Source organism: Burkholderia sp. BCC1208 (genome assembly GCF_902833095.1).
In the GTDB taxonomy this organism is placed as follows: Bacteria; Pseudomonadota; Gammaproteobacteria; order Burkholderiales; family Burkholderiaceae; genus Burkholderia.
This window is the reverse complement of sequence record NZ_CADFDY010000008.1, coordinates 320,223-346,165: the sequence shown is the minus strand read 5'-3', so window position 1 is coordinate 346,165 and position 25,943 is coordinate 320,223. Positions and strand designations below refer to the sequence as shown.

Annotated in this window: 24 protein-coding genes; 13 read left to right on the top strand and 11 right to left on the bottom strand. The window is 66.7% G+C overall.

Annotation, left to right across the window (positions count from 1 at the left end):
• Window positions 1-287 precede the first annotated feature (287 nt).
• Window positions 288-1,724 (bottom strand): pyruvate kinase, encoded by a 1,437-nt coding sequence (gene pyk, locus HWX09_RS20950; RefSeq protein ID WP_027785307.1) that lies wholly within the window; start codon window positions 1,722-1,724, stop codon window positions 288-290.
• Here pyk and HWX09_RS33860 point away from each other — a divergent pair.
• Entirely contained in the window at window positions 1,723-1,851 is a 129-nt protein-coding gene (locus HWX09_RS33860) for a hypothetical protein (protein WP_256980619.1), read from the top strand. The two genes, pyk and HWX09_RS33860, sit on opposite strands and share 2 nt — an antisense overlap.
• Window positions 1,852-2,008: 157 nt before the next feature.
• On the opposite strand, the gene HWX09_RS20945 is transcribed toward HWX09_RS33860, so the two are convergent.
• From HWX09_RS20945 to HWX09_RS20935, 3 genes are all read right to left on the bottom strand, one after another.
• Window positions 2,009-3,205, bottom strand: a complete 1,197-nt coding sequence (locus HWX09_RS20945) for a phosphoglycerate kinase (protein WP_027785308.1) — start codon at window positions 3,203-3,205, stop codon at window positions 2,009-2,011.
• Window positions 3,206-3,485: 280 nt separating this feature from the next.
• Entirely contained in the window at window positions 3,486-3,809 is a 324-nt protein-coding gene (locus tag HWX09_RS20940; protein WP_027785309.1) for an AzlD domain-containing protein, read from the bottom strand.
• Window positions 3,806-4,561, bottom strand: coding sequence for an AzlC family ABC transporter permease (locus HWX09_RS20935; RefSeq protein WP_027785310.1), 756 nt, complete (start codon window positions 4,559-4,561; stop codon window positions 3,806-3,808). The genes HWX09_RS20940 and HWX09_RS20935 overlap by 4 nt, the downstream gene beginning before the upstream one ends.
• A gap of 207 nt (window positions 4,562-4,768) precedes the next feature.
• On the opposite strand from HWX09_RS20935, the gene HWX09_RS20930 reads away from it, so the two are divergent.
• The 6 genes from HWX09_RS20930 to HWX09_RS20905 all read left to right on the top strand — a co-directional run bounded on the left by HWX09_RS20930 (window position 4,769) and on the right by HWX09_RS20905 (window position 9,328).
• On the top strand, window positions 4,769-5,692 hold the full coding sequence (locus HWX09_RS20930; RefSeq protein ID WP_027785311.1) for a branched-chain amino acid transaminase: 924 nt from the start codon (window positions 4,769-4,771) through the stop codon (window positions 5,690-5,692).
• Between the two features lie 50 nt (window positions 5,693-5,742).
• The gene (locus HWX09_RS20925; RefSeq protein ID WP_006749970.1) at window positions 5,743-5,937 is read left to right on the top strand and encodes a zinc-finger domain-containing protein; all 195 of its coding nucleotides are present in this window, start codon (window positions 5,743-5,745) and stop codon (window positions 5,935-5,937) included.
• Window positions 5,938-6,077: 140 nt separating this feature from the next.
• Window positions 6,078-7,115: a lipopolysaccharide heptosyltransferase II gene (gene waaF, locus HWX09_RS20920; RefSeq protein WP_027785312.1), complete on the top strand. Its 1,038-nt coding sequence runs from the start codon at window positions 6,078-6,080 to the stop codon at window positions 7,113-7,115.
• Window positions 7,116-7,230: 115 nt separating this feature from the next.
• Window positions 7,231-7,677, top strand: coding sequence for a nuclear transport factor 2 family protein (locus HWX09_RS20915; RefSeq protein WP_027785313.1), 447 nt, complete (start codon window positions 7,231-7,233; stop codon window positions 7,675-7,677).
• Window positions 7,678-7,710: 33 nt separating this feature from the next.
• A complete protein-coding gene (locus tag HWX09_RS20910) occupies window positions 7,711-8,748 on the top strand; it encodes a hydrolase (RefSeq protein ID WP_027785314.1) in 1,038 nt (345 codons plus the stop codon).
• Window positions 8,741-9,328 (top strand): DUF2946 family protein, encoded by a 588-nt coding sequence (locus HWX09_RS20905; protein WP_027785315.1) that lies wholly within the window; start codon window positions 8,741-8,743, stop codon window positions 9,326-9,328. The genes HWX09_RS20910 and HWX09_RS20905 overlap by 8 nt, the downstream gene beginning before the upstream one ends.
• A gap of 39 nt (window positions 9,329-9,367) precedes the next feature.
• Here the strand turns inward: HWX09_RS20905 and HWX09_RS20900 are convergent, their stop codons facing one another.
• On the bottom strand, window positions 9,368-11,062 hold the full coding sequence (locus tag HWX09_RS20900; protein WP_027785316.1) for a M48 family metalloprotease: 1,695 nt from the start codon (window positions 11,060-11,062) through the stop codon (window positions 9,368-9,370).
• Window positions 11,063-11,331: 269 nt separating this feature from the next.
• Here HWX09_RS20900 and moaC point away from each other — a divergent pair, with 269 nt between their 5' ends.
• From moaC to HWX09_RS20870, 6 genes are all read left to right on the top strand, one after another.
• Window positions 11,332-11,820 carry a cyclic pyranopterin monophosphate synthase MoaC gene (gene moaC / locus HWX09_RS20895; RefSeq protein ID WP_027785317.1) on the top strand — a complete coding sequence of 163 codons (489 nt, stop codon included), beginning with the start codon at window positions 11,332-11,334 and terminating at the stop codon, window positions 11,818-11,820.
• Window positions 11,821-11,932: 112 nt separating this feature from the next.
• Window positions 11,933-14,620 carry a type VI secretion system tip protein VgrG gene (locus HWX09_RS20890; protein ID WP_027785318.1) on the top strand — a complete coding sequence of 896 codons (2,688 nt, stop codon included), beginning with the start codon at window positions 11,933-11,935 and terminating at the stop codon, window positions 14,618-14,620.
• The gene (locus HWX09_RS20885; protein ID WP_027785319.1) at window positions 14,613-15,479 is read left to right on the top strand and encodes a hypothetical protein; all 867 of its coding nucleotides are present in this window, start codon (window positions 14,613-14,615) and stop codon (window positions 15,477-15,479) included. Before HWX09_RS20890 ends, HWX09_RS20885 begins: the two co-directional genes overlap by 8 nt.
• Before the next feature lie 79 nt (window positions 15,480-15,558).
• On the top strand, window positions 15,559-16,710 hold the full coding sequence (locus HWX09_RS20880) for a hypothetical protein (RefSeq protein WP_027785320.1): 1,152 nt from the start codon (window positions 15,559-15,561) through the stop codon (window positions 16,708-16,710).
• 173 nt (window positions 16,711-16,883) lie between these two features.
• Entirely contained in the window at window positions 16,884-18,161 is a 1,278-nt protein-coding gene (locus HWX09_RS20875; protein WP_051421406.1) for a glycosyl hydrolase, read from the top strand.
• Between the two features lie 31 nt (window positions 18,162-18,192).
• The gene (locus HWX09_RS20870) at window positions 18,193-19,395 is read left to right on the top strand and encodes a hypothetical protein (RefSeq protein WP_027785322.1); all 1,203 of its coding nucleotides are present in this window, start codon (window positions 18,193-18,195) and stop codon (window positions 19,393-19,395) included.
• 96 nt (window positions 19,396-19,491) lie between these two features.
• Here HWX09_RS20870 and HWX09_RS20865 read toward each other — a convergent pair whose 3' ends face one another.
• The 6 genes from HWX09_RS20865 to sucC form a co-directional block, all read right to left on the bottom strand.
• A complete protein-coding gene (locus HWX09_RS20865) occupies window positions 19,492-19,842 on the bottom strand; it encodes a TonB family protein (protein ID WP_027785323.1) in 351 nt (116 codons plus the stop codon).
• A gap of 450 nt (window positions 19,843-20,292) precedes the next feature.
• Window positions 20,293-22,071: a Wzy polymerase domain-containing protein gene (locus HWX09_RS20860; RefSeq protein WP_027785324.1), complete on the bottom strand. Its 1,779-nt coding sequence runs from the start codon at window positions 22,069-22,071 to the stop codon at window positions 20,293-20,295.
• Window positions 22,072-22,227: 156 nt separating this feature from the next.
• A complete protein-coding gene (locus HWX09_RS20855; protein WP_027785325.1) occupies window positions 22,228-22,824 on the bottom strand; it encodes a pilin in 597 nt (198 codons plus the stop codon).
• 97 nt (window positions 22,825-22,921) lie between these two features.
• Window positions 22,922-23,626 (bottom strand): TerC family protein, encoded by a 705-nt coding sequence (locus HWX09_RS20850; RefSeq protein ID WP_027785326.1) that lies wholly within the window; start codon window positions 23,624-23,626, stop codon window positions 22,922-22,924.
• Window positions 23,627-23,782: 156 nt separating this feature from the next.
• Window positions 23,783-24,664 (bottom strand): succinate--CoA ligase subunit alpha, encoded by an 882-nt coding sequence (gene sucD / locus HWX09_RS20845; RefSeq protein WP_006477916.1) that lies wholly within the window; start codon window positions 24,662-24,664, stop codon window positions 23,783-23,785.
• A 64-nt stretch (window positions 24,665-24,728) separates the two neighbouring features.
• Window positions 24,729-25,895 carry an ADP-forming succinate--CoA ligase subunit beta gene (sucC, locus tag HWX09_RS20840; protein ID WP_006491644.1) on the bottom strand — a complete coding sequence of 389 codons (1,167 nt, stop codon included), beginning with the start codon at window positions 25,893-25,895 and terminating at the stop codon, window positions 24,729-24,731.
• Between the last annotated feature and the right edge of the window lie 48 nt (window positions 25,896-25,943).

Genomic DNA, 25,943 nt, shown 5'->3' with positions numbered 1-25,943 from the left:
ACTCCTTGGAATGAAAACCGGTGCGCCCTGACGCCGGCGCGGCGCTCGCTCCCGGTCCAGACCGGGGCGGCACGGCGCGGCTGAGCGTCGAATAGCCGCATTTTATCGCGAAGCGCCTCCGATTCCGACCGCCGAGTGGCGCCCGCTCGCAATTTGTTACGTTCGCACGGCACAATGCGGCCAAAAAGAAGAAAAAAAGCCGCGCGGGGCTTCGGACCCCGCGCGGCTTTCGCGCAAAAAACAGTGCCGGATCGATTCCGGCCGGCTCGATGCGGCCCGGCCGGCGCTCAATAGTGCTCGCCGACCCGCACGATCTTCAGCGTGTTGGTGCCGCCCGCCTGCCCCATCGGCTCGCCGACGGTCAGCACGACCATGTCGCCATGCTGCACGTAACCCTGCTTGACGACGATCTCGAGCGCCGCCTGCAGCGCCGAATCGCGGTCGCTGTTGAAGTCGACGTGCAGCGGCGTCACGTTGCGGTACAGCGCCATCGTGCGCTCGCTGCCGACGCGCGGCGTCAGCGCGAAGATCGGCACGTGCGTGTAGTGACGCGACATCCACAGCGCGGTCGCGCCCGATTCGGTCAGCGCGATGATCGCCTTCGCGCCGAGGTGATACGCGGTGAACAGCGCGCCCATCGCGATCGACTGGTCGATCCGCGTGAACGTGCGGTCGAGGAAATCCTTGTCCAGCTCGACGTGCTCCGATTTTTCCGCCTCGACGCACACGGCCGCCATCGTCTCGATCGTGACGACCGGGTACTTGCCGGCGGCCGTCTCGGCCGACAGCATCACCGCGTCGGTGCCGTCGAGCACCGCGTTCGCGACGTCCGACACTTCCGCGCGGGTCGGCACCGGTGCGTAGATCATCGATTCCATCATCTGCGTCGCGGTGATCACGAGCTTGTTCGACTCGCGCGCCATCCGGATCATCCGCTTCTGCAGCGCCGGCACGGCCGCGTTGCCCACTTCCACCGCGAGGTCGCCGCGCGCGACCATGATGCCGTCGGACGCGTCGAGGATGCTCTGCAGCGCCGGAATCGCTTCCGCGCGCTCGATCTTCGCGATCATCTTCGGCTTGATGCCGTACGGCGCGCCCGCGATGTTCGCGAGCTGGCGCGCCATTTCCATGTCGGTCGCGTTCTTCGGGAACGACACCGCCACCAGATCCGCGCCGAGCGACATCGCGGTGCGGATGTCTTCCATGTCCTTCGCGGTCAGCGCCGGAGCCGACAGGCCGCCGCCCTGGCGGTTGATCCCCTTGTTGTTCGACAGCTCGCCGCCCACCTTGACGGTCGTGTGGATCTCGTCGCCGAGCACGCGCTCGACGGTCAGCACGATCAGGCCGTCGTTCAGCAGCAGCAGGTCGCCCGGCTTCAGGTCGCGCGGCAGTTCCTTGTAGTCGAGGCCGACGCGCTCGTCGTTGCCGAGTTCGCAGCCCGCATCGAGGATGAAAGCCTGGCCCGGCTCGAGCGTGGTCTTGCCGTTCTCGAACTTGCCGACGCGGATCTTCGGGCCCTGGAGGTCGGCCATGATCGCGATCTCGCGGCCAATCTTGCGGGCGGCCTCGCGCACCATCTCGGCGCGCTGGCGGTGATCGTCGGCCGTGCCGTGCGAAAAATTGAGCCGCACGACGTCGAGGCCCGCCTGCATCATCTGCAGCAGAATCTCCGGCGAACTGGAGGCCGGGCCGATCGTGGCGACTATCTTGGTGGCGCGCTGCATGAAACTCCTCATCTGGATCAAGGTGGATGCGCTGGGTGAAACGCTGCGAGAGCCGGAAGCGGCAGGCCCAGCGGCCGTCGCTCCGGTGGGCGTGCCGGTGCTCGCGCCCGGCATCGCTTTGTTCTGAATCTCGTGGTGCTGCACGGCCGCGTCGCCGGCGGCCGCCGGTGCGCGCGGGGCGGTGTTCGCCCGCGCGGGCGCGCGTTTGCGCTTGCCCGCGCCGGCCGGCTGCTCCGCTTTCGCGGAGCGCGCGGCCTTGGTCGCCCCTGCGCGCGTCGCCACGCTCAGGCCGCCCGCGTTTCGAGCACTTCCACCGCCGGCAGCTTCTTCCCCTCGAGGAACTCGAGGAAGGCGCCGCCGCCCGTGGAGATATAGCTGACCTGGTCGTGGATGCCGTACTTCGCGATGGCCGCGAGCGTGTCGCCGCCGCCCGCGATCGAGAACGCGGACGATTTGGCGATCGCTTCGGCGAGCGTCCTGGTGCCGTTGCCGAACTGGTCGAACTCGAACACGCCCACCGGCCCGTTCCACACGATCGTGCCGGCCTTCTCGAGCTGGCTCGCGAGCGCCTTGGCCGTATCGGGGCCGATGTCGAGGATCATGTCGTCCGCCTCGATGTCGGCGACCTGCTTCACCGTGGCTGCGGCCGTCGGCGAGAATTCCTTGGCGGTGACGACGTCGGTCGGGATCGGCACCGACGCGCCGCGCTCGCGCGCTTCGTCGATGATCGCCTTCGCCTCGGCGACGAGATCGGCTTCCGCGAGCGACTTGCCGATCGACAGGCCGGCCGCGAGCATGAACGTGTTCGCGATGCCGCCGCCGACGATCAGCTGGTCGACCTTGCCGGCCAGCGACTTCAGGATGGTCAGCTTGGTCGACACCTTCGAGCCGGCGACGATCGCCACCAGCGGGCGCGCCGGGTTGCCGAGCGCCTTGCCGAGCGCGTCGAGTTCGGCCGCCAGCAGCGGGCCCGCGCATGCGACCGGCGCGTACTTCGCGATCCCATGGGTGGTCGCTTCCGCACGGTGCGCGGTGCCGAACGCGTCGTTCACGTACACGTCGCAGAGCTTCGCCATCTTTTGCGCGAGTTCGTCCGAATTCTTCTTCTCGCCCTTGTTCACGCGGCAATTCTCGAGCAGCACGACCTGGCCCGGCGCGACGTTCACGCCGTTCTCGACCCAGTTCGCCACGAGCGGCACGTCGCGCCCGAGCAGTTCGGCGAGACGCTTCGCGACCGGCGCGAGCGAGTCTTCCGGCTTGAATTCGCCCTCGGTCGGACGGCCGAGGTGCGACGTGACCATCACGGCCGCGCCGGCATCGAGCGCGGCCTGGATGGCGGGCACGGACGCACGCACGCGCGTGTCCTCGGTGATGTTGCCGTGATCGTCCTGCGGGACGTTCAGGTCGGCACGGATGAACACCCGCTTGCCGGCGAGCTGGCCGGCGGCGATCAGGTCGGTAAGACGCTTGACTTGGCTCATGTTGAACAGATTGAAGTAGTGGATGGGGAAAGGGGGTTCACGCTGGACGTGCGCGGGCTGCCGCGAAAGGGCGCCGGATGCGGCCGTGGCTGGCGGTTCGCATGACGCGCACGGGTAAAAAATCTTGAACGGGCATTCTAGCCGATCCACCCGGCAGACTGACCCGTGCGGCGGCGAATTCCGCCTATTTGGGATCGCGCGCCGGAACCGCCGTTTTGCCGCAATGCAGCAATACCCGGACGCAGGCATCCGGCGCCCGGCAAGCCGGAATGGCTGCTCATCAGAAGATCAGGCGCAGCGCGGTGAACACGAGCATGCCGACGACGATCGTGCCGAGCATGCTGCGCCGCCACAAAAACCAGCCGAAGCCGGCGAGCGCTGCGTAGAACGGATGGTTGGACAGCGCGAACGACAGCCCGGCCGGCGTTTCGAGCACGTCGGGCAGCACGACGGCGACCAGCGCGGCGGCCGGCGCGTAGCGCAGCGCGCGCTGCGCGCGCTCGGGCAGCACGGTGCGCTCGCCGCCGATCAGGAACAGCGCGCGGGTGACGGCCGTGACGATCGTCATCCCGACGATGACGATCCAGATCTCGGTCGCGCTCATTCGATGTCCTTTTCGTGCACGGTTTCGGTACGGATGCGCCGCCAGTCGGCCCGCTCGACGAAGAAATCGGCCGCGCAGCCGGCCGCGAGCGCGGCGAACACCGCCAGCGGCAGCGCGAGCCGGTACGGCAGGTCGAACGCGACCAGCGACACGATCCCGGCGACCGCGACGGCCGCGAGCGTCGAGCGGTTCGCGACCGCCGACACCATGATCGGGATCAGCGCGAGCGTGCCGGCCAGCTCCAGCCCCCAGCTCGCGGGAAAGATGCTCGCGAGCAGGATGCCGGCGAGCGACGACACCTGCCACGACGCCCAGCTCGCGAGCGCCATCCCCCAGAAATACGCTTCCTTGCCCGGCACGCGGCCGTACGCGAAGCCCTGTTTCTGGAACAGCAGGTAGATCACGTCGCCGTTGAAATAGCCGATCGCGAGGCGCCGCCACAGCGGCAGGTAGGAAAAATGGGGCGCCAGCCCGGCGCTGAAGATCACGAAGCGCAGGTTGACCATCGCGGCCGTGAGCAGCACGGTCCAGATCGGCAGCTTCGCCGCGAGGAGCGGCAGCACCGCGAGCTGCGACGAGCCCGCGTAGACGAACAGCGACATCGCGCTCGCCTGCCCGAGCGTCATCACGGACTTGCTCATCGCGACGCCGGTGACGAGACCCCAGGACAGGATCGCCATCAGTGTCGGGGAATAGTCGCGCGCGCCCTGGATCAGCGCGAAGCGGTCGGTGGCGGACAATCGAGCGAGCATCGGAAAGCGGGCCGCAGCGGGCGGTTCATGGGGCCGCCGGCGCCTCCTGCCGGTGCGACCCATCGTTATTGGAATCGGTACCGGACGATTATAGCGCCGGCCCCGCGCCGGCCGACCGGATCGCCACCAAATGACGCTAAAATAAGCGTCTTTCCGGCTCAACGCTGCATACACCCCGCAGCACCCCACCGCTTCCAGGAGAATCCTATGTCAATGGCCGACCGCGACGGCAAGATCTGGATGGACGGCAAGCTGATCGACTGGCGCGACGCCAAGATCCACGTCCTGACCCACACGCTGCACTACGGCATGGGCGTCTTCGAGGGCGTGCGCGCGTACAAGGCGGCCGACGGCAGCACCGCGATCTTCCGCCTGCGCGAGCACACCAAACGTCTGCTGAATTCGGCGAAGATCTTCCAGATGGACGTGCCGTTCGACCGCGAAACGCTCGAAGCCGCGCAACTCGCGGTCGTGCGCGAGAACCGGCTCGAGTCGTGCTACCTGCGCCCGATCATCTGGGTCGGCTCGGAAAAGCTCGGCGTGGCCGCGAAGGGCAACACGATCCACGTCGCGATCGCCGCGTGGCCGTGGGGCGCGTACCTCGGCGAAGAGGGCCTCGCGAAGGGCATCCGCGTGAAGACCTCGTCGTTCACGCGCCATCACGTGAACGTGTCGATGGTGCGCGCGAAGGCGTCGGGCTGGTACGTGAACTCGATTCTCGCGAACCAGGAAGCGACGGCCGACGGCTACGACGAAGCGCTGCTGCTCGACGTCGACGGCTACGTGTCGGAAGGCTCCGGCGAGAACTTCTTCCTCGTGAACAACGGCAAGCTGTACACGCCGGACCTGTCGTCGTGCCTGGACGGCATCACGCGCGACACGGTCATCACGCTCGCGAAGGACGCCGGCATCGACGTGATCGAGAAGCGCATCACGCGCGACGAGGTCTACACGGCCGACGAAGCGTTCTTCACCGGCACGGCCGCCGAAGTCACGCCGATCCGCGAGCTCGACAACCGCACGATCGGCAGCGGCGCACGCGGCCCCGTCACGGAAAAGCTCCAGTCGGCGTTTTTCGATATCGTGTCGGGCAAGAACGCGAAGTACGCGCACTGGCTGACGAAGGTCTGAGCGCGCCGCGCCACCGACCGCCCCACAAAAGAGTGATAAGAGAAAGTCTCATGAGTGAAATCAAGGAAATGCCGCTGGTCGAGCTGACGGCCAAGGATCTTCCCGCCTACTGCCCGAACCCGGCCATGGCGCGCTGGAGCGCTCACCCGCGCGTCTTCATCGACGTGTCGCACGGCGAGGCGCGCTGCCCGTACTGCGGCACGCGCTACAAGCTGCGCGACGGCGAGGTCGTCAAGGGCCACTGAGCCACGACGGCCGGGCCCGAGGGCCCGCCTATCCGCAAGGCGGCGCAGCCGGAGGTCCGGCGCGCCGCCCTTCCCCATTCTGGCAACCCGAACGCGGCGCCCGTGCGCCGTGCTTCATTACGACATCGGAAGTCGACCTGATGCGTCGAGCGCTGGTTATCGCACCGAACTGGATCGGTGACGCATTGATGGCGCAGCCGCTTTTTGCGCTGCTGAAAAAGCTCCATCCCCGCATCGCGATCGATGCCGTCGCGCCCTCGTGGGTCGCGCCCGTGCTCGAGCGGATGCCCGAGATCCACGATGTCTACGCGACCGATCTCGCGCACGGCAAGCTGCAACTGCTGCGCCGCTGGCAGCTCGCGAGCGACCTGCGCGACGTCGGCTACGACGCGGCGTACGTGCTGCCGAATTCGCTGAAGTCCGCGGTGATCCCGTGGCTCGCGAACATCCCGCTGCGGATCGGCTATACGGGCGAGCACCGCTACGGGCTGCTGAACGTGCGGCACGCGAATCCGACCAAGTCGGGCGAGCGGCCGCCGATGACGACCCATTACGCGGCGCTCGCGTACGCGCCGGGGGCGAAGCTGCCCGAGTCGATGAAGACGCTGCCCGCGCCGCGCCTGGACGCCGACCTGAACGAGACGGCGCGCGTGTCCGCACGTTTCAATCTCGATACGCGCAAGCCGCTCGTCGTGTTCTGCCCCGGCGCCGAATACGGCCCGGCCAAGCGTTGGCCGCCCGAGCATTTCGCGTCGCTCGCGACCATCGTCCACCAGTCGTTCCCGTATACGCAGATCGTCGCGCTCGGCTCGCAGAAGGATGCCGCGGCCGCGCAGGCGATCGCCGACCACGCGCCGAACGTGCGCAACCTGTGCGGGCAGACGTCGTTGTCCGAGGCGTGTGCGCTGATCGCGCGCGCGAACGCGGTCGTCACCAACGATTCGGGCCTGATGCACGTCGCCGCCGCGCTGCGCCGGCCGCTCGTCGCGCTGTACGGATCGACCGATCCGCGCCACACCCCTCCGCTGTCGGACCTGGCGAAGGTACAATGGCTGCATCTCGAATGCAGTCCCTGCTTCGAACGCGAGTGCCCGCTCGGCCATCTGAAGTGCCTGCGCGAACTCGGTCCCGAGCAGGTATTCGGCGATTTGCGCGGCATGCTCGTCGGGCAGCGCTGACCCTGACCGGCAGCGTCGCACGGCGCGCCGGGCAATCCGATTCACCGGTGTGCGGCGGCTCGATCCGGGCCGCCGTGCTGAATATGGCGCGCGATGCGCGCGAGAGACAACCCCGATGCCACGTTTTGCCCGTCTTTTCGAAGCCGCTGCCGATACGCTGAACGCCTACTACCAGGCCGTCGCGGATGCCAATCTCGACGCGCTGCTGGCGTTGTGGATCGACGAGGATTTCGCCAGCTGCGTATGGGCGGACGGCGAGCATCTGCACGGCCTCGACCAGATCCGCGGGGGGCTCGCCAATCGGCTCGCGACGCGTCCGGTCACGATCGAGCCGCTCGACATCCGCGTGTACGACAGCCTCGGCACGGTCGTCTATACGATCGCCGAAGCGCATCAGCAGGCCGACCTGACGGCCGAACCCGACATGGTTTTCGCGACGTACGTGATGATTCACGAACGCGGCGAATGGCGCATCGCGCACATCCACGCGAGCCCGATTCCTGAACGAGCGGCCGGACAATTCGCCGCGAAGATCCGTCACGGGCAGGGTCCGCTGCACTGACGAAGAACGAAGCAACGCATTAGCGGGGCGATCATGAGTACGGCTTCTCCGCCCACCTCGCCGCTGACCGGGGCCCCGGCCCCCGACGACGATTCATTGCGCTATCGCGCACCGCGCTGGCTGCCCAACAGCCATGTGCAAACCATCGTGCCCGCGCTGTTCGCGCGGCGTCCGCTTGTCGCTTACCGGCGAGAGCGATGGGAAACCCCCGACCACGACTTCATCGATCTCGACTGGGTCGCGCATCTCGACAGCGCGGCGCCGGCGCCCGACGCGCCGCTGTTCGTGCTGTTCCACGGCCTCGAAGGCAGCTCCGGCTCGCACTACGCGCTCGCGATGATGGCGACCGCGCGCGCGAAGGGGTGGCACGCCGTCGTGCCGCACTTCCGCAGTTGCAGCGGCGAGATCAACCGCCAGCCGCGCTTCTACCATCTCGCCGACAGCGCCGAGGTCGACTGGATCCTGCGCCGGCTCGCCGCGCAGCATCGCGGGCCGCTGGTCGCGGCGGGCGTGTCGCTCGGCGGCAACGTGCTGCTGCGCTGGCTCGGCGAGCACCGCAGCGACACGTCGATCGTGCATGCCGCCGCCGCGATCTCGACGCCGATCGACGTGCACGCGGGCGGCCGCGCGCTGTCGCAGGGGTTCGCGATGGTCTATACGCGCAGCTTCCTGAAGACGCTCAAACGCAAGGCACTCGCCAAGCTCGACCAGTATCCGGGCCTGTTCGACCGCGAAGCGATGCTGCAGGCCGTGACGATGCGCGACTTCGACGAGGTCGTGACCGCGCCGCTGCACGGTTTCGCGAACGCGGACGACTACTGGACGAAGGCGACCACGCGGCCGCTGCTGCCCGCGATCGACGTGCCGACCTTGATCCTCAACGCCCGCAACGATCCGTTCCTGCCCGAATCGGCGCTGCCGGGCCCGGCCGACGTGTCGCCGGCCGTCGAGCTCGACCAGCCCGCGCACGGCGGCCATGCGGGTTTCATGACCGGGCCGTTCCCCGGCCGCCTCGACTGGCTGTCGGCGCGGGTGTTCGGCTATTGCTCGAGATTCGTCGACCATGGATGACATCGTCAGGCAGGCGCTCGCCAAATGGCCGAACGTGCCGGATTGCACCGGCTGGCTGCTGCTCGACCGGCGCGGCGCCTGGCGGCTGCGCGACGACGCGGCGCAGGCGGCCGGCGAGCTCGGCTCGCCGGTCCGGCATGCGGCGCTGAACGCGTTCATCGGCCGCAACTATGCATGCGACGCGCAGGGCCAGTGGTTCTTCCAGAACGGGCCGCAGCGCGTGTACGTCGAACTCGCGTATACACCGTGGGTCGTCCGGCTCGCCGAACGCGACGGGCAGCTTGCGCTCACCGACCAAACGGGCGCCCCGTTCGAACCGGATGCGGTCTGGCTCGACGACGGCGGCGGCGTGCTGTTTCGCGAGGCCGGCACCCCCGCGCGCATCGCGGCGCTGCACGATCACGACCTCGGGCTGTTCTCCGATCACGCGGATTTCGATGCCGAGCCGCCCGTGCTGCGCTGGCGCGACGGCCGCACGCTGCCGCTCGGCAGCATCGCGTGCGCCGACGTGCCCGGCCGGTTCGGCTACGTCGCGAGCCCGGCGCGTCACGCGCGCGACGCGGCCGGCAGCGGCTGCTGACCCGTCGCGACGGCGTCCGCGTGCGCCGCGCGGCGGCCGCTACCCGCGGCCGTTCTTCTCGTCGTCGCGCTCTTCCTTGTAGCGCGCCTCGAATTCCAGCAGCCGCGCGCCGATGATCGACTGCTCGTAGAACGACACGTCCTTCGCGTCGCGCGCTTCCTTCAGTTGCCGGATCGCCGACGGCCACGCGCCGTCGAGCGCCAGTTTCTCCGCCAGCGCCCGGCGCCGCGCGAGCACGTCGCCCTTGCCGTCGCTCGACTTCGCGAGGTAATCCCACCAGTCCGGCTGTTCGGGGTCGGCCTTGGCCTGCGCCCGTGCGAGCGTCTGCGCTTCGGCGAAGCGGCGCGCCGCGATCAGCGCCTGCAGGTGCGCGACGATCGCCGCGTGCGACGCCGGCCAGCGCCGCTGCGCGAGCGCCGAGAGCCGTACCGCGTCGTCGGTTCGGCCCGCGCGGCGGGCGATGTCGGCGGCCAGCACGTCGAGACTCGGCGAGCTGCTCGCCGGGTCGTCGTCGCGCCGCTCGCGCGCATCGAACGCGCCGCGCGCCGACGCGAGCGCCTTGTCCGCCGCGTCGTACTGGCCGAGCAGCGTGTGCGCGAGCGCGATGCCGTACCAGTTCGCCGCGACGTTCGGGGCCGTGCGATCGTCGATCTCGAGCTGCATCCGGCGCGCCTCGGCCGAGATGTCGGTCGGCGCCCGGTTCTGCAGGATGCGCAGCCGCGCGCGCACGAACCCGTATTCGGCCGACTGGCGCGGCTGCCGGTACGGCGCGCGGCGCGCACGGTCCTCCATGTCGGCAATCCGCTCGCCGGTCAGCGGGTGCGTGCGCGCATAGGCCGGCACGCCCGCATCGCCCATCGACGCGCGATCGAGCCGCTCGAAGAAGCCCGGCATCCCGTACGGGTCGTAGCCGGCCCCCGCGAGCAGCTGGAAGCCGACGCGATCGGCCTCGCGCTCGGCCGAGCGCGAGAAGCGCAATTGGTTGTCGACCGCATACGCCTGCCCGCCCATCGCGATCGCGCTGCCGAGATCGCCGCTGCGCGCGAGCACGCCGGCCAGCACGCCGAGCAGCATCGTCGCGAGCGCCGTGTAGCCGGACTTCTCGCTCGCGCCGATCATCCGTGCGATGTGCCGCTGCAGCACGTGGCCCATCTCATGGCCGACCACCGATGCGAGCTCCGACTCCGTCTGCGTCGTCACGACCAGCCCGCTGTTGATCCCGATGAAGCCGCCCGGCATCGAGAACGCATTGATCTGCGGATCGCGCACCGGGAACAGGTCGAAGTCCGGCGTGTAGCCGCCGATGTAGCGCGCCGCCGCCGCGGCCGCGAGCCGCGCCGCCATCGCGTTCAGATAGTCGCGCACGAGCCAGTCGTCGAGATAGTCGGGATCGCGCCGCACTTCTCGCATCACGCGCTCGCCGAGCCGGCGCTCGGCGCGCGGCGTCAGCGAGCCGCCGGAGCCGTCGCCGAGATCGGGCAGCTCCAGCGCACGCAGCGGCGCGCGCAGGCTCGCGACTGGCACCGACGCACCGCCCGCGCCCGACAACCGGCTCTCCGCGCCGCCGTACGTGCCGAATACGCCGGTCGCGATGCCGGACGGCACGGTGGAAATCGACGTCGAGCCGCCGGCCGCCGGCTCGAGCGGTGGCGCGGATGCGCTCTGCGCATGGCCGCCCGGCGGCAGCACGAGCGCCGCCGACAGCGACACGGCAAGCAACTGTTTGACACGCATGGCAGGATGAAAAACGACGCCGTCCCGCGCACCGGCGCGCATCGCGGCGTTTGGTCTGAATATTCGGGTCATTGTACCGGCGCCGAGACGACTGTCCCGTGCCGAACGTGCGTCATCTGCGCCTGCGGCGACGCGAACGCCGCTGCTATGATAGGCGCCCGTTGAGAGGTTGGATCGGTTCTTAGCGCCGATACCTGATTCGGCGCCCGGCCGATCGCGAAGCAGGATCGACGGACGTGCGAGCGCACTCCGTTCCACTAGAGGAAGCCATGTCAGGACTCACCCATTTCGATGCCGCCGGCCATGCGCACATGGTCGACGTCGGCGGCAAGCAGGAAACGCAACGCATCGCGATCGCGCGCGGCACGATCCGGATGCTGCCGGCCACGTTCGCGCTGATCCGCGACGGCAAGGCCAAGAAGGGCGACGTGCTCGGCGTCGCGCGCATCGCGGCGATCCAGGGCGCGAAGCGCACGGCCGATCTCATTCCGCTGTGCCACCCGCTCGCGCTGACGCGCGTGGCCGTCGACTTCGAACTCGACGACGCGCTGCCGGGCGTGCATTGCGTCGTGCAGGTCGAGACGTTCGGCCGGACCGGCGTCGAGATGGAAGCGCTGACGGCCGTCCAGGTCGGGCTGCTGACCGTCTACGACATGTGCAAGGCCGTGGATCGCGGGATGGTGATCACGGATGTAAGCGTGCGGGAGAAGCGCGGCGGGAAGTCGGGGGACTGGAAGGCGGAAGACGCGGTGGGTTGAAGCCAGGGACCGCCCGCCTGTAAATTCGAGATAGAACCGGTTTTTCTCATACAATTACCGGATTCCGCACGGGAGAGCGTGCGAACCAGCACAAAAAAAGCGAGCACTGGTGATGAATTCGCAAGCGTCAAGAAGCGCATTGCTGGCCGGACCGGTTCAGCACGAGCGGCTTGTCAAACTGGATACGCCGCTCGGCCCCGACGTCCTGCTGCCGCATCGCGTCAAGGGACGATCGCGGCTCGGGCGCCATTTCGAGTTCACCGTCGATACCGTCTCGGTATCGGACAACCTCGAACTCAAGAAACTGATCGCCCAGCCGGTGACGCTGTGGATCCAGCAGGCCGACCGGTCGTACGCACCTCACCACGGCTACGTACATGCCGCCCGCCGGCTCGGATCGGACAGCGGCGTCACGCACTATCAGATCGTCTTTGCGTCGTTCCTGCACTTCCTGAAGTTCCGCCGCGATCAGCGCATCTGGCAGGACCGGTCGGCAGACGACATCATCGCCGACGTGCTGAACCAGCACCCGCAGGCCAAGGGGCGCTTCACCTTCAAGCTCTACCAGCCGCTGCCGTCCCGCTCGTTCTGCATGCAATACGAAGACGACTGGAATTTCATGCATCGCCTGATGGAATCGGAAGGCCTGTACGGCTTCTGGGAGCAGGCGGACGACGGCAAGTCGCACAAACTCGTCGTCGTCGACCGGATTGACGCGCTACTCGCGCTGTCGCCACAAACAGTCCGCTTTCATCACGCCGGCGCAAAAGACGAAGCCGATTCACTCGTCCAGTTCTCCGGCTCCCGAACGCTGCGAAGCGTCGCACGCACCACGCGCACGTTCGACTACAAGCAGCCGCCCACAGCATCGAATCCGAAGGCAACCCATACGCCGACGATCGCGAACCAGGGCGACCTGCCGCAGCAACTCGAAGTCTACGAATACACGGGCGCCTATACCTACCCCGAACAGTCCCGCGGCGACCATCTATCGAAAATCTGGATGGAGGAGCAGGAGTCGCACGCGAAGCGCTTTCATGGCATCGGCGGCGTGCGCCGCATGGACGCGGGACGCACTTTCGAACTGGCCGAACACCCCGCGCACGACAAGGATGATGCCGGCCAGCGCGAATTCGCCGTGATCGAGACTGCGTGGATCATCGCGAACAATCTGCCCGTCGCCGATCCGCAGGCCGGGTTCCCGCACAGCCTGCAGGCCGAAATCGGCGACATCGTGCAGTCGAGCGGCCCGGACCTGTCGCGCGTTTCCCATCCGGACGGCAGCGAGGGCTTTTTCCAGGTCAGCATCGAAGCGCAGCGCACGACGGTGCCGTTCCGCAGCCCGTTCGAGCATGCGAAACCGCCGATGCATCTGCAATCGGCGATCGTCGTCGCGCCGCAAGGCGAGGAAGTCCATACCGACGAACTCAACCGGATCAAGGTCCGCTTCCACTGGGATCGCCTCAACGACGGCGACGAAAAGGCGTCGTGCTGGCTGCGTGCCGCCGCGTCCGATTCGGGCAACGGCTATGGCGCCGTTCACCCCCACCGCAGCAGCGAAGAAGTGCTGATCGACTTTCTCGGCGGCGACTGCGATCGCCCGATCGTCGTCGGAAAGCTGTACAACGGCGCGACGAGCCCGCAATGGCACAGCAACGGCATCCTGTCCGGATACCGGTCGAAGGAATATGCGGGCGCCGGCTACAACCAGCTGGTGCTCGACGACGCGACAGCGCAAAACCGCATTCACCTGTACAGCAGCCAGGCCAACGCGCATCTGCACCTCGGCTACCTGATCGATCACACAGGCAATAACCGCGGCAGCTATCTCGGCAGCGGTTTCGACCTGCGATCCGACGCCTTCGGCGCAGTTCGCGCGAACCGCGGGCTGTACGTCACGACGCATCCGAAACGGCCGGCAAGCCAACCGCTCGATGTCGAGGAGACGCAACAGCAACTCGTCCGCGCGGAAGGCCTGATGGAGGCGATGTCGGATGTCGGCACCCAGCATCAAGGCGAGTCGCTCGACCCCGGCCACGCGGCGTTGAAGCAGTTCACCGACGCGACGCAGAACAGCGTGAGCGGCAATGCATCGGGTGGCCGAACCGCCGGCGGCGGAACCGGCAGCGCCAATGCGTTCAAGGAGCCCGTGATGCTGTTCGGCAGCCCGGCCGGCATCGCGATGTCCACGCAGCAGTCCACGCAGCTTGCCGCGGACCAGCACATCAACCTCGTCAGCGGGCAAAGCACGCACGTCGCCGCCGGAAAATCGCTGATCGCGAGCGTCCTCGACCGGATCAGCCTGTTCGCACAGAACGCGGGGATGAAGCTGTTCGCCGGCAAGGGCAAGGTCGAAGTCCAGGCGCACGCGGACAACATCGAGCTGACCGCACAGAAGGCGCTGAAGCTGATCGCCGTCACGCAATCGATCGAAGGTGCCGCGGCCAAGGAAATCCTGCTCACGTCCGGCGGCGCCTACATCCGCATCGCCGACGGCAACATCGAAGTGCACGCGCCCGGCAAGATCGACATCAAGGGTGCGCAGCATGCGTTCAGCGGCCCCACCCACCTGTCGCAAACCATGCCGGCGCTGCCGAACTCGACCGGCAACTACGATCAGGCGTTCATCGCGCACTGGGCCGGCACCGACATTCCGGTCGCGAACACGCGCTATCAGATGTTCTCGAACGGCAAGCTGCTCTCGGAAGGCGTCACCAACGCGGCGGGAGAGACGGGGCTCACACAGAGCCATGTGCCCCATGACGTCGTCGTCAAGTTTCTAGGGAAATCGAATGGCTGACGGACAACAGGAAAAGGTGCTCGGGACCGGCTCGGGGATGCTGACGCCGACGGGGTACAAGGATCGGCCGAAGGTAGAGATCAATATCTGTGACAAGCATGTAACGCCGGCGCCGAAATGGATCGTCGGCACCTGTCCGTTCTACTATCGACCGCTTCACGGCGCCTATCTGGAAACGGTTGAAAAGGTCAGCATGTCGAGCATTTGGTCGACCATCAAGGGCTTCGCCCTCTCGTGGGACCCATGGACCGACTCCGATGTCGCGCACCGCCTCCTGCATCGGCGCGAGCAACTGATCGAGCCTGGCAGTTCGGATTCCGACTGGTCGCGGCATGGAAACTTCATGATGCGTCATATCGGATGCGGACATAAACCGCCCGATTACTACATCAGCTACGGCTACTACTATTGCTCCGACTATGGCGCCAACCTTCTCCCGCGACTGTCCGCCCAGGGGAAAGCGTGGTTGAACAAGGCGCGGAAGCTGCTCCAGGCCAACATGGAAGACGGCCTGAACCAGAACATGATGGGCAATACGATCCAGATGGCCAGCCCGACACCGGGGAACGGCGGGGTCGATATGACCTGGCCGCAATTCGAACTGGAAATGAACAACGAAAAATTCAAGGAGTTCGCGTTCAAGACGCACCCGATGGCCTACCTTGACGGAGGATTGGCGGACCTGCCGATCACGGATCTCGTCAAGATCGGGATGCGTCCGAACATCCAGGAATGGGGCGAAGGAAAGACGTGGGGGCAGGCTTTCGATTCGGGCATCCCCGTTCTCCGGAAAAAGACCGAGGAATGGGATGTCGACGATCCGGTCGGCAAGGCGCTCGGAAGACTGCTGGTGAAGTGACATGCGAAAAGGCAAACGATGGCTTTTGATCGCGGGATGCGTTCTTGTTCTGCCGATCGCTATTTACGGATATACGGAAATGACTTCAGGGTGGGAAACGGTATCGACCGAATTCATGCGCAACGACAAGCCGTACGGCGCAGGCGCATTTCGCGTGCAACGCAACGACTTCATGTCGTTGAAGGTTGCGAGACCGGAACTCACGTTCAAGCCTGAAAGCGAGCAGAAGAACCCTGACGTCGCGGAGTTCGCCGAATCGTGGATGGACGACTCGAACGAGCGCCTGAACCGGTCCACCGTCAGTTTCCTGCGCGGCACCCTGGGCGGCAGCGTCGCACGTCACTTCCAGCAACCGGGCCAGACCGCGTCATGGTGGTACTCGCCCGACTGGCGCGTCCTGTACGTCAGTACCGGCTGGATGGATTACAAGGCGCCTCGCCCCGACGACGGCGCGGTCCCTCAGACCACCAAGCTCTGGAAATCGAGCGATGGCGGCCAGCACTGGTCCCAGCTCCAGTGGCCGGCGGACCATAACATCAGCCGGTTGCTGTTCATCGATGCTCAACGTGGCTACGCGATCGGCTGGGGGCCACACGTCTGGCGAACGGCAGACGGTGGCCAATCGTGGCAGGAAATCAAGGAGCCTCCAGGCGCGATCGTCCAGGGGAAGTCGCGTAGAACTTTCGACGGTACCAACCTCGGCCCGGACGGCACATTGCGCGTCGCCTATCTGAGCGCCGACGTCGCGCATCCGCAACCGACCGGCATCGTCAGTCGGCTCGGCTGGGATCAGCAGGACTTCACCCAGGAAGCGGTGCTGCCCGGACAAGTCGTCGTCGGCCTCGAATCACCGCCGGCCCCCGCTCGAGATTACACCCTGTATGCGCTGTCGCGCGCGAGTGGTGAATCCGGCGGCAGCCACGGTGCAGGTGTCATTTCAGCCTGGACCAGCGAGCACCCCGATCACATCCGGGAGTTGCACACATTCGAAGGCCACTTGACGCTCAACGGGCTGAGCGCGGGGCGCAACGGCGTCGTGCTAGTCCACGCTACCGATCCCAACACCGCCAACGGCGGTGGCTCGCCCATCGACCTGACCATCAGCAGCACCGACGACGGCAAAACGTGGCAGCAGACCACCGACAAGGCTTCGCAGGGCGGCTACTTTGATCCTGAATCGAATACGCTCTACTCGGTGTTTGCCTACACGCTGAGGAAGCGGCAATTCTGATTGCCGCCCGACGTGCTTGGCGCGGGCTGCGTCCGCAGAACTCGACGAAGCCCGCGACATAACCGGTCGCACGAGCAAACATAACGGCGCGGTTCAGTGATCAGGCAAAACCGTCGCGCGCGAGGCCAGTCAAGCGCCAACCCGAATTCGTCCTTCGACTTCCGTCGGTCCCCATGCGCAATCGATCCAAATTGAAGCGACTGGCCGCCATCGCGCTCGGCAGCGCCGCGCTAGCTTTTCTGTACGAAAGCACGGGCCCTCGATGGGAAACCGTTTCGTCGGAGGTCACGTGGCCGGACCCGCCGGTGGGTGGTGGGGATTTCTACCTTGATGGCAGCACGATCATGTCGCTCACGGTCTCCGATCCCGTGATTACGCTGAAGCCTGCCAGCGAGTGGAAAAGACCGATGGTCGCCGAACCCACCGAAGCGTGGATGAACAATGCGGGAGAAACGCTGAATCGGCGAACCGCGAATTTCTTCCGCGGCACGATCGATCACGGGCTGCAGCGCTACTTTCAGGCACCCGGCCAGAAAACCGCATGGTGGCATTCGCGCGACGGGAACATCCACTTGATCAGTGCCAGCTGGATGAGCTACACGTCTGCGCGTACTACAGACGATCTCGTCCCGCATCAAACCCGAGTCTGGAAATCGCTCGACGGCGGCCGCCATTGGTCACGGCTCGAATGGCCCGAGCACGAAGATATCGATCAATTCCTTTTCATCGATGCGGAGCACGGCTACGCGATCGGCTGGGGCCCTACCGTCCGACGCACATCCGACGGCGGCGAATCCTGGAAGCAGATCGCGCCACCGCCGGGCGCGATTGTCCCCGGTGAAACTCGGCGCCAGTTCAAAGGTGTGAGCCTGGGCCCGGACGGCGTACTGCGAGTGGCTTACCATGTCGATCGATCGGCAACAGCCCCTGCCCGCAGCGTCATATATCGGCTCGCCCCGGATCAGCAGGCGTTCGTCCCGGATGCCGTCCTGCCGGACCAGACAGTCGTCCGGCTCGAGTCGACACCTGCCACGGCGGGGAGCTACGCGCTTTACGCGCTGTCCCGCCTCGACAATGAGAGCAACATCGACGCAGCACGGGAGCGCGGACACCGGACCGGCGTACTTTCCACATGGACGAACGCGCAACCCGAGCATGTCCGGCAAGTGGCGACGTTCGACAAGAAGCTCATTCTGGGTGGCCTCGACGTGGGCCGCGACGGCTTGCTGCTCGTGTACGCGATCGATCCCAAGCAGGCGATCGATGATCCACCGGTCGCCCGGATGTTCAGTAGCACTGATGCTGGCAAGACCTGGAAACAGACTGACGACGAGACGATCTATCGCAGCAAGTACTTCGATCCGGATACGAACACGCTCTATTCGCTGCTCGGCGCGAGACTGAAGAAGCTGTCATTCCCGATGCGAAATGCCCCCGCTTCAAAAGACTGAACCCCCTCGCTACAACCTGAGAAACCATTCGATGATGAAGACGCTGCATTACGCCGCGCTCTCGCTGTGGATTGCCGCCACACCGGCCGCCGCGTTCGCGGCCGGCACCTGCCCCGCCGCCGACACCGCCGCACGCGCGGCAATCGACGCGCAGCACCTCGTCCAGCAGGTCCGCAATCCGCAAGGCGATGGCGGCGGCAACGTCGACGTCTCGCCGCCGCTGCGCGACGCGCTTCGCGCATACAAGCAGGCGCTCGTCGGCGCGATCGACGCACGGCTCGCGTGCAGCGACGAACACGTCGACCAGGCAGCACTGAAACGCACGTTCGCGGCTGCGCTCGGCGTGCCGGCCCAGTCGGCCGCGCCGAAAAACGGCGAATCGGCGTTCGGCCGCAATCCGGACGTCGATGTCGAGCGCGGCGGCACGTCCCGCCCACTTCTGTTCGTACGAGCCGGCTTCGACATCGCGTGCGGCGACGACAACCTGCTCACCGCGTACGCATGGGAAAACGGCGGCTGGCGGCGCGTGCTGCGCTGGCAGGCCGACGATTACAAGGACATCGGCGGCGCCTACGGCGGCGGCTTCTGGTTCTCGGCGCTGCCCGGCGGGCAGGTCGCCGTCGTCCACGGCACGCCGTGGTGCTCGTCGCGCTGGAGCCGGTTCGGCGCGGACGTGGTCGCACCGGCAAACGGCTCGACCGCGCAACGCACGCTGTTCCGTACCGAACACGGCTACGTGATCGACGACGACGCGATCCGGTTCAAGGTGCGCCCAGACGGCTTCGAGCTGCGCACGACGGTCGGCTCGCTCGACAGCGAAGTCATTACTCGGCCGGGCATCTTCCGCTACCGCGTCGACGGCGACACCGTGCAACGCGTGCAGCCCGCGGCGCTCAACGGCCGGGATTTCGTCGACGAATGGCTGAAGGTGGACGATGCGCTTGCGCGCGAATGGAGCGAGCCCGCCGCAGCAGCGGCCGCGCTGAAAACCCGACAGGCATTCAACGCGGAAAGCAAGGCGCCCGATACCGGCTTCGCGTACGGCCCCGTGCGCGGCTGCTCGGACAGCAAGGACCGCTTTCAGGTCGAACTGGATCTGACGGGCAAGAGCGGGGAAACGGTCGCGCGGCGCTATGCGCTGATTCGCCAGGAGCGCAACGGATTCACGATGCTCGGGCTGCGCAATTCGGCCGAACCGGCCTGCCGCGGCGCGAACCTGATGCCGCAGCACTGAACATCGGGCATGCGCGGCGCAACGGCCGCGCGAAACGGGGCCGCCGGCCAGCGGCAAAAACGGACGGAAAACGGCGCGCAGCGCGCCGTCCGCACATCACTGCCCGCGCTGCGGCTCGAACACGAACGGCTGGGTCAGCAGGAACGGATTCGCGGTCGCGCCCGTCTGCGCACAGGTCGCGTGCGTCATCGCTTCGACGGCCGCGCGATCGGCCGCCGCATTGCGGCTGCTCGTCGTCACGGTGACGTTCTGCGCTTCGCCGGACGTCGTCATCAACGCACGCACCAGCACGGTCACCGGACGCGTGAGCGGCTTCGCGGTATCCGGATAGACGGCACGCGGAATGTGGCAGGTCAGCTTGCTTTCCTGTGACGACGACAGCATCGCGCAGCCGGAAAACAGCATCGCGACGGCGGGCAGGATCAGGTAGGTCGAGCGAATGGCCATGGTCGAATATCGTTCTTCAGCACTGTTCTGGGCACACGCGCCGCGCGACGGAAGCCCTCCCCGCCCGCATCGCGTGTGTCGCACTGCGCCGCGGCCATCGGACCGGCGCCCCGTTACGGCCGCACGGCGAGCCAGGCTCGACCGCGATCCTGCCCGGCGAAATGCCCGGATAGCCGGGAAGTTTCCGTGTTCGCGCCGGCTACGCCCCACGCCGGCGCGCACGCCGACGCTTTCGCGCATTGTGCACGCGCCGCCCCGCCAGCGGCGGCAATTTGACAATGGTTGACGCGAATCGCCGCCCATTCGACCGGAATCCGCGCGATCCGCGAGGTAATCGAGACCCGACCGGATCGGCACGCTACGCGCCGCGTCGTGTTGCTCCGACGTCAGCCGCCTTCAGCGCGACGCAATCGACGCCGGCATTCCCCGTTCCGGCGGGCACGATCTGCGTCAATCCGAATCGTCGTCGTCCGAATCGTCGCCCTCATCGGCCGGCACTTCCCCGTACTTCGCGACGACGGCCGCCCGGAATGCCTTCAGCGCCGGCTCCTGGTCGCACAGCTTGTACAACGAGGCCAGCTGTTGCGGCCAGTCCTTCAATTCCTTCGCAAACACATGCAGGCGCGCGACGGTATCGAGGGCGTCGGCTTCGCGGCCGGCCAGCGCCTGCAGCACCGCGTAGCGGCGCAGCACCGTCTCGCCCGGCAGCAGCGCGATCGCACGCTCGTGCGCGGCGAGCTTGGCCGGCAAATCGTCCCGCGAAATCGGGAGCAGCGTCGCCGCACCGTAATCGCCCCACGCGCCGAACAGCAGCGACGGCGCATCGCGGTACTGCTCGGCCGGGCTGCTGCCGTAATAGAGCACTTCCGCGCGCTGGTAGTCGCGCAGCACGGGCACCGCCGCCAGCACGCCGCCGAACGACAGCACCGCGAACAGCCCGAATGCCGCACGCCCCGGCAGGACACGCAGCGGCCTCACCTCAAGCAACCCGATCACGAACATCGCCGGCAGCAGGAAGAACATGTATTGCTGCGGATACTCGACCAGCGCATGCATCAGCAGGATGCCGATCAGCGCGAAGCCGAACACGCGCATGCTCGACTGCGGCGCCCGCACCGCGCGTACGAACCACGTGACGAGCGTGACGGCGAGCACGCCGAGCCCGACGAGACCGGACTTCGCGAGCAGGTCGATGAAGATGTCGTGCGAATTGTTCGCGATCTCGACGCCGCCGAGCGTGCGCACGAGCGCGAACTGGTGCGACGGAAATTCGCCCCAACCGACCCCGAGTAGCGGATGCTCGCGGAACATCGCGAGCCCGTACTTCCACAGCGCGAGGCGCGGCGCGATCTGCCCGGCGTCGCGCATCCGGTCGGCGGCCGACTCCGCGAGATTCAGGTGGTAGTGCACGTTGGCCCAGCGCACCGCGACGTTCACCGCGATGAAGGCGACCGCGAGCACGACCGGTATCAGCCATGCACGCGCATTGCCGGGCGTGCGGCGCGATTCGACCCACGCCATCCAGAAGCCCGCGACGACCATCACCGCGACCTGCAGCCACGGCCCGCGCGACACGGTCAGCGCGAGACCGACCGACAGCACGAGCGACAGCGCGAGCCACGCCCACACCGCGAGCCGGCGAGTCTGCACCAGGTACAGCGCACCCGCGAGCGCAAAGGCGATGTAGCTGGCCAGGTGATTCGCCTGCGCCATGTTGCCGTATGGACGGCGGTCGACCGCGATGTTGTACACCACGACGAACGGCGAGACGGCCGACTCGAGGTGGAACAGCTGCACGATCTGGGTCCCGACCGCGAACACGCCGCCGACCAGCAGCGCACCGGCCATCATCCGCGACACGATTTCCGCCATCCCGTCGCGCGCAAGCGCGTAGCCGGCCTGCATTGCAACCAGCGCGGCGGCGAGATAACCGATCGCCAGCCAGTTCATCGACGGCACCTTGAGCGGGATCAGCGCAACCTGCGCGATCAGCACCACCGCGAAGCCGAGCGGCACGGCGAACGCAGCCGGCGCGGCAAACGGCTCGGTCGGACGGCCGGTGCGCGCGAGCAGCACGACGGACACGCCTACCAGCAGATACAGCACCAGCGCGGAAAACTCGGAATAGAAGGTCGGGATCGGATACGTGTGATTCGTGATCGCGTACGGCAAGATCAGGGCGACAGCCAGCGCAACGAGCGACAACGAACGGGAAAAAGTAGAAGGCATGAGCGAACCGGATGTCAGCAACCGGCGCACTATACAAAACTTTCCCCGCTCTGTGCGGGGCTGTCGCTCCGCGAACCGGCGCGGGGCCGCAGCCCCCGCCGGCCGAATCGGCGGCCGGCAGGCCGCATGCGCGGCCGCCCGCCTTCTGCGCCGGCCTTACGCGCGGCACTCCGCGGGTGCATATTTCGCGGGCAGCGTCGCGGCGTCTCCCGGCAACGGCCCCGCTCCCGGCGCCGGCAGCGACGATGCGTCCTTGCCGGCGGCAAAGCATTCCCACGCAATCGCGCCCGCCTGTATCGCCCCCTTTTTGAGCGGCACGCGCGCGGTGGGCGCATCGGCCTTGTCGGGCGCAGACGGCACGAGCACCAGCGTATTCGCGCCGGCCGCGGCCACGTGGGAGGTGAACGCGACCCTGATCTGCCCGGTAGCGCCGTCGATCGTGACGGATTCGACGTTGCGGGTCGCGGCAGGCGGGCTGTAGCCACCGTCGAGGCTCGCGCCGCTCGCGGCATTGTCGGCAACCGCGAGCCGCGCGGACGACGCGAGCGCAAGCCCCTCGCCGACGCGCGACCGCGCGAGGTAATCCTGGTACGCGGGAATCGCGTAGGCCGCGACGACGCCGACGATCGCCAGCACGATCATCAGTTCGATCAGCGTGAAGCCGGCCGGCCGCCAGCGCGGCGACGGCCGGTTCGCGCGCCGGAGATCGGCGGCAACGCGACGGAACAGGGAAACGGAAAAGGCTTCGAACATGACAGGGGCTCCGGAAACGAAAAACGCCTGCCGATACAGGCAGGCGTCTCGATCGTAGCCAGCGGGCCGCGAGGCCGACAGTCGGCCGGATGGCCAGTCAGTGCGCGTGCGGCACGTTGCGGCGTTTCCTGAGCGCGTAACCGATCGCGACGACGAACAGCGCGCCGGCGATGCTCGCGCCGTACACCACCGACGGCGTATCGAGCACCGGCCAGCGATCGCCAACCGGGTCGTTCACGATCAACCCGCCCGCGATCCAGCCGAGCAGCCCGGCGCCCAACGCCACGACGACCGGGAAACGGTCGAGCAGCTTCAGCACCAGCGTGCTGCCCCATACGATGATCGGCACGCTGACGACGAGCCCGAAGATCACGAGCGCGAGCCGGTGCGACGGATCGGCCTGCTCGGCCGCGCCGGCGATCGCGATCACGTTGTCGAGGCTCATGACCGCATCGGCGATCACGATCGTCTTCACGGCGTCCCACAGCCGGTCGGCCGGCTTGATGTTGTCGTGCGCGTCGGCGGCCGGCGCCATCAGCTTGATGCCGATCCACAGCAGCAGCAGCCCGCCGCCGAGCTTCAGGAACGGCACGTCGAGCAGCGCCACCGCGAACGTGATCAGCGCGACACGCAGCAGGATCGCCCCTGCGGTGCCCCAGACGACGCCGCGCAGCCGCTGGTTCGCCGGCAGATTGCGGCACGCGAGCGCGATCACGACCGCGTTGTCGCCGCCGAGCAGGATATCGATGATGACGATCTGGAGAATGGCGCCCCAGTGCAGCGAGGTCAGGAATTCGAGCATGGCCGTGAGGAAAGGACGGCGGCCGCCCGCGGGCGACCCGGTTCATCGCCGGCACATGCAGGACGCATGCCCGGTGCTTACGAATTCATTGCGCGAGCATAACAAAAAACGCCGGCTAAGCCGGCGTTTTCTGCAGGACGAGCCCGAGGGAAATGATTACAGCGCCTTCTTCAGCAGACGGCCCATTTCCGACGGGTTGCGCGTGACGGTGATGCCGCACGCTTCCATGATTTCCAGCTTCGCTTCGGCCGTATCCGCACCGCCCGAGATCAGCGCGCCGGCGTGGCCCATGCGCTTGCCCGGAGGCGCCGTGACGCCAGCGATGAAGCCGACGACCGGCTTCTTCATGTTGTCCTTGATCCACTCGGCGGCGTTGGCTTCGTCCGGACCGCCGATTTCGCCGATCATCACGACCGCATCCGTATCCGGATCGTCGTTGAACATCTTCATCACGTCGATGTGCTTCAGACCGTTGATCGGGTCGCCGCCGATACCGACTGCCGACGACTGGCCGAGGCCGAGTGCCGTCAGCTGGGCAACTGCTTCATACGTCAGCGTGCCCGAACGCGACACGACGCCGATGCGGCCCTTGCGGTGGATGTGACCCGGCATGATGCCGATCTTCAGTTCGTCCGGCGTGATCGTGCCCGGGCAGTTCGGCCCGAGCAGCAGCGTCTTGCGGCCTTCGCGACGCATGCGGTCCTTCACTTCGATCATGTCACGGACGGGGATGCCTTCCGTGATGCAGATCGCGAGATCCAGATCGGCTTCGACCGCTTCCCAGATCGCAGCGGCTGCGCCTGCCGGCGGAACGTAGATAACCGACACGGTCGCGCCGGTTTCCGCCTTCGCTTCCTTGACGCTCGCGTAGATCGGAATGCCTTCGAAATCCTCGCCGGCCTTCTTCGGGTTCACGCCCGCGACGAATGCTTCGCGGCCGTTTGCGTATTCACGGCAGGCGCGCGTATGGAACTGACCGGTTTTGCCGGTAATGCCCTGCGTGATGACCTTCGTGTCCTTGTTGATCAGAATCGACATGTATTTTGACCTCTGTTCGATGGGCGTCGCGTGCAAGCCGCGCCGCCATGCGTATTCGATAGCGTTACTTGCCTGCGGCAGCCGCGACGACCTTCTGCGCAGCCTCTTCCATGCTGTCAGCCGAGATGATCGGCAGGCCCGAATCGGCCAGCATCTTCTTGCCGAGGTCTTCGTTCGTGCCCTTCATGCGCACGACGAGCGGCACGTTCAGGTTCACGGCCTTCGAACCGGCGATCACGCCTTCCGCGATCACGTCGCAGCGCATGATGCCGCCGAAGATGTTCACGAGGATCGCCTTCAGACCCGGGTTCTTCAGCATCAGCTTGAACGCTTCGGTGACCTTCTCGGTCGTCGCGCCACCGCCGACGTCCAGGAAGTTCGCCGGTTCGCCGCCGAACAGCTTGATGGTGTCCATCGTCGCCATCGCTAGGCCTGCGCCGTTCACGAGGCAGCCGATGTTGCCGTCGAGCGAGATGTACGCGAGGTCGAACTTCGACGCTTCGATTTCAGCCGGATCTTCTTCGTCCAGATCGCGGTACGCGACGATTTCCGGGTGACGGAACAGCGCGTTCGAGTCGAAGTTGAACTTCGCGTCGAGTGCGGTGACCTTGCCGTCGCCGGAGACGTTCAGCGGGTTGATTTCAGCCAGCGATGCGTCGGTTTCCCAGAATGCCTTGTACAGGCCTTGCAGGATCGCGCGCGCTTGCGGAATCGACGCAGCCGGCACGCCGATCTTCGCGGCGAGATCGTCGGCCTGGGCATCCAGCAGGCCCGTCGACGGCTCGACGATGACCTTGTGGATCAGTTCCGGATGCTTTTCGGCGACTTCCTCGATGTCCATGCCGCCTTCGCTCGAACCCATCAGAACGATCTTTTGCGACACGCGATCGACGACGAGGCTGACATACAGTTCCTGCTTGATGTCGGCGCCTTCCTCGATCATCAGGCGGTTGACCTTCTGGCCTTCCGGACCGGTCTGGTGCGTGACGAGCTGCATGCCGAGGATCTGGTTCGCGTATTCGCGCACCTGTTCGATCGACTTCGCCACCTTCACGCCGCCGCCCTTGCCACGGCCGCCTGCGTGAATCTGAGCCTTCACGACCCAAACCGGGCCGCCGAGCTCTTCCGCCACCTTGACGGCCTCGTCCACCGAGAACGCCGGCTTGCCGCGCGGTACCGCGACGCCGAATTTCCGCAGGATTTCCTTACCCTGGTACTCGTGAATCTTCATGCGTGATTCCCTTCAGTCTGAGAGTTGGATGAAATGTCGCTTAAGACG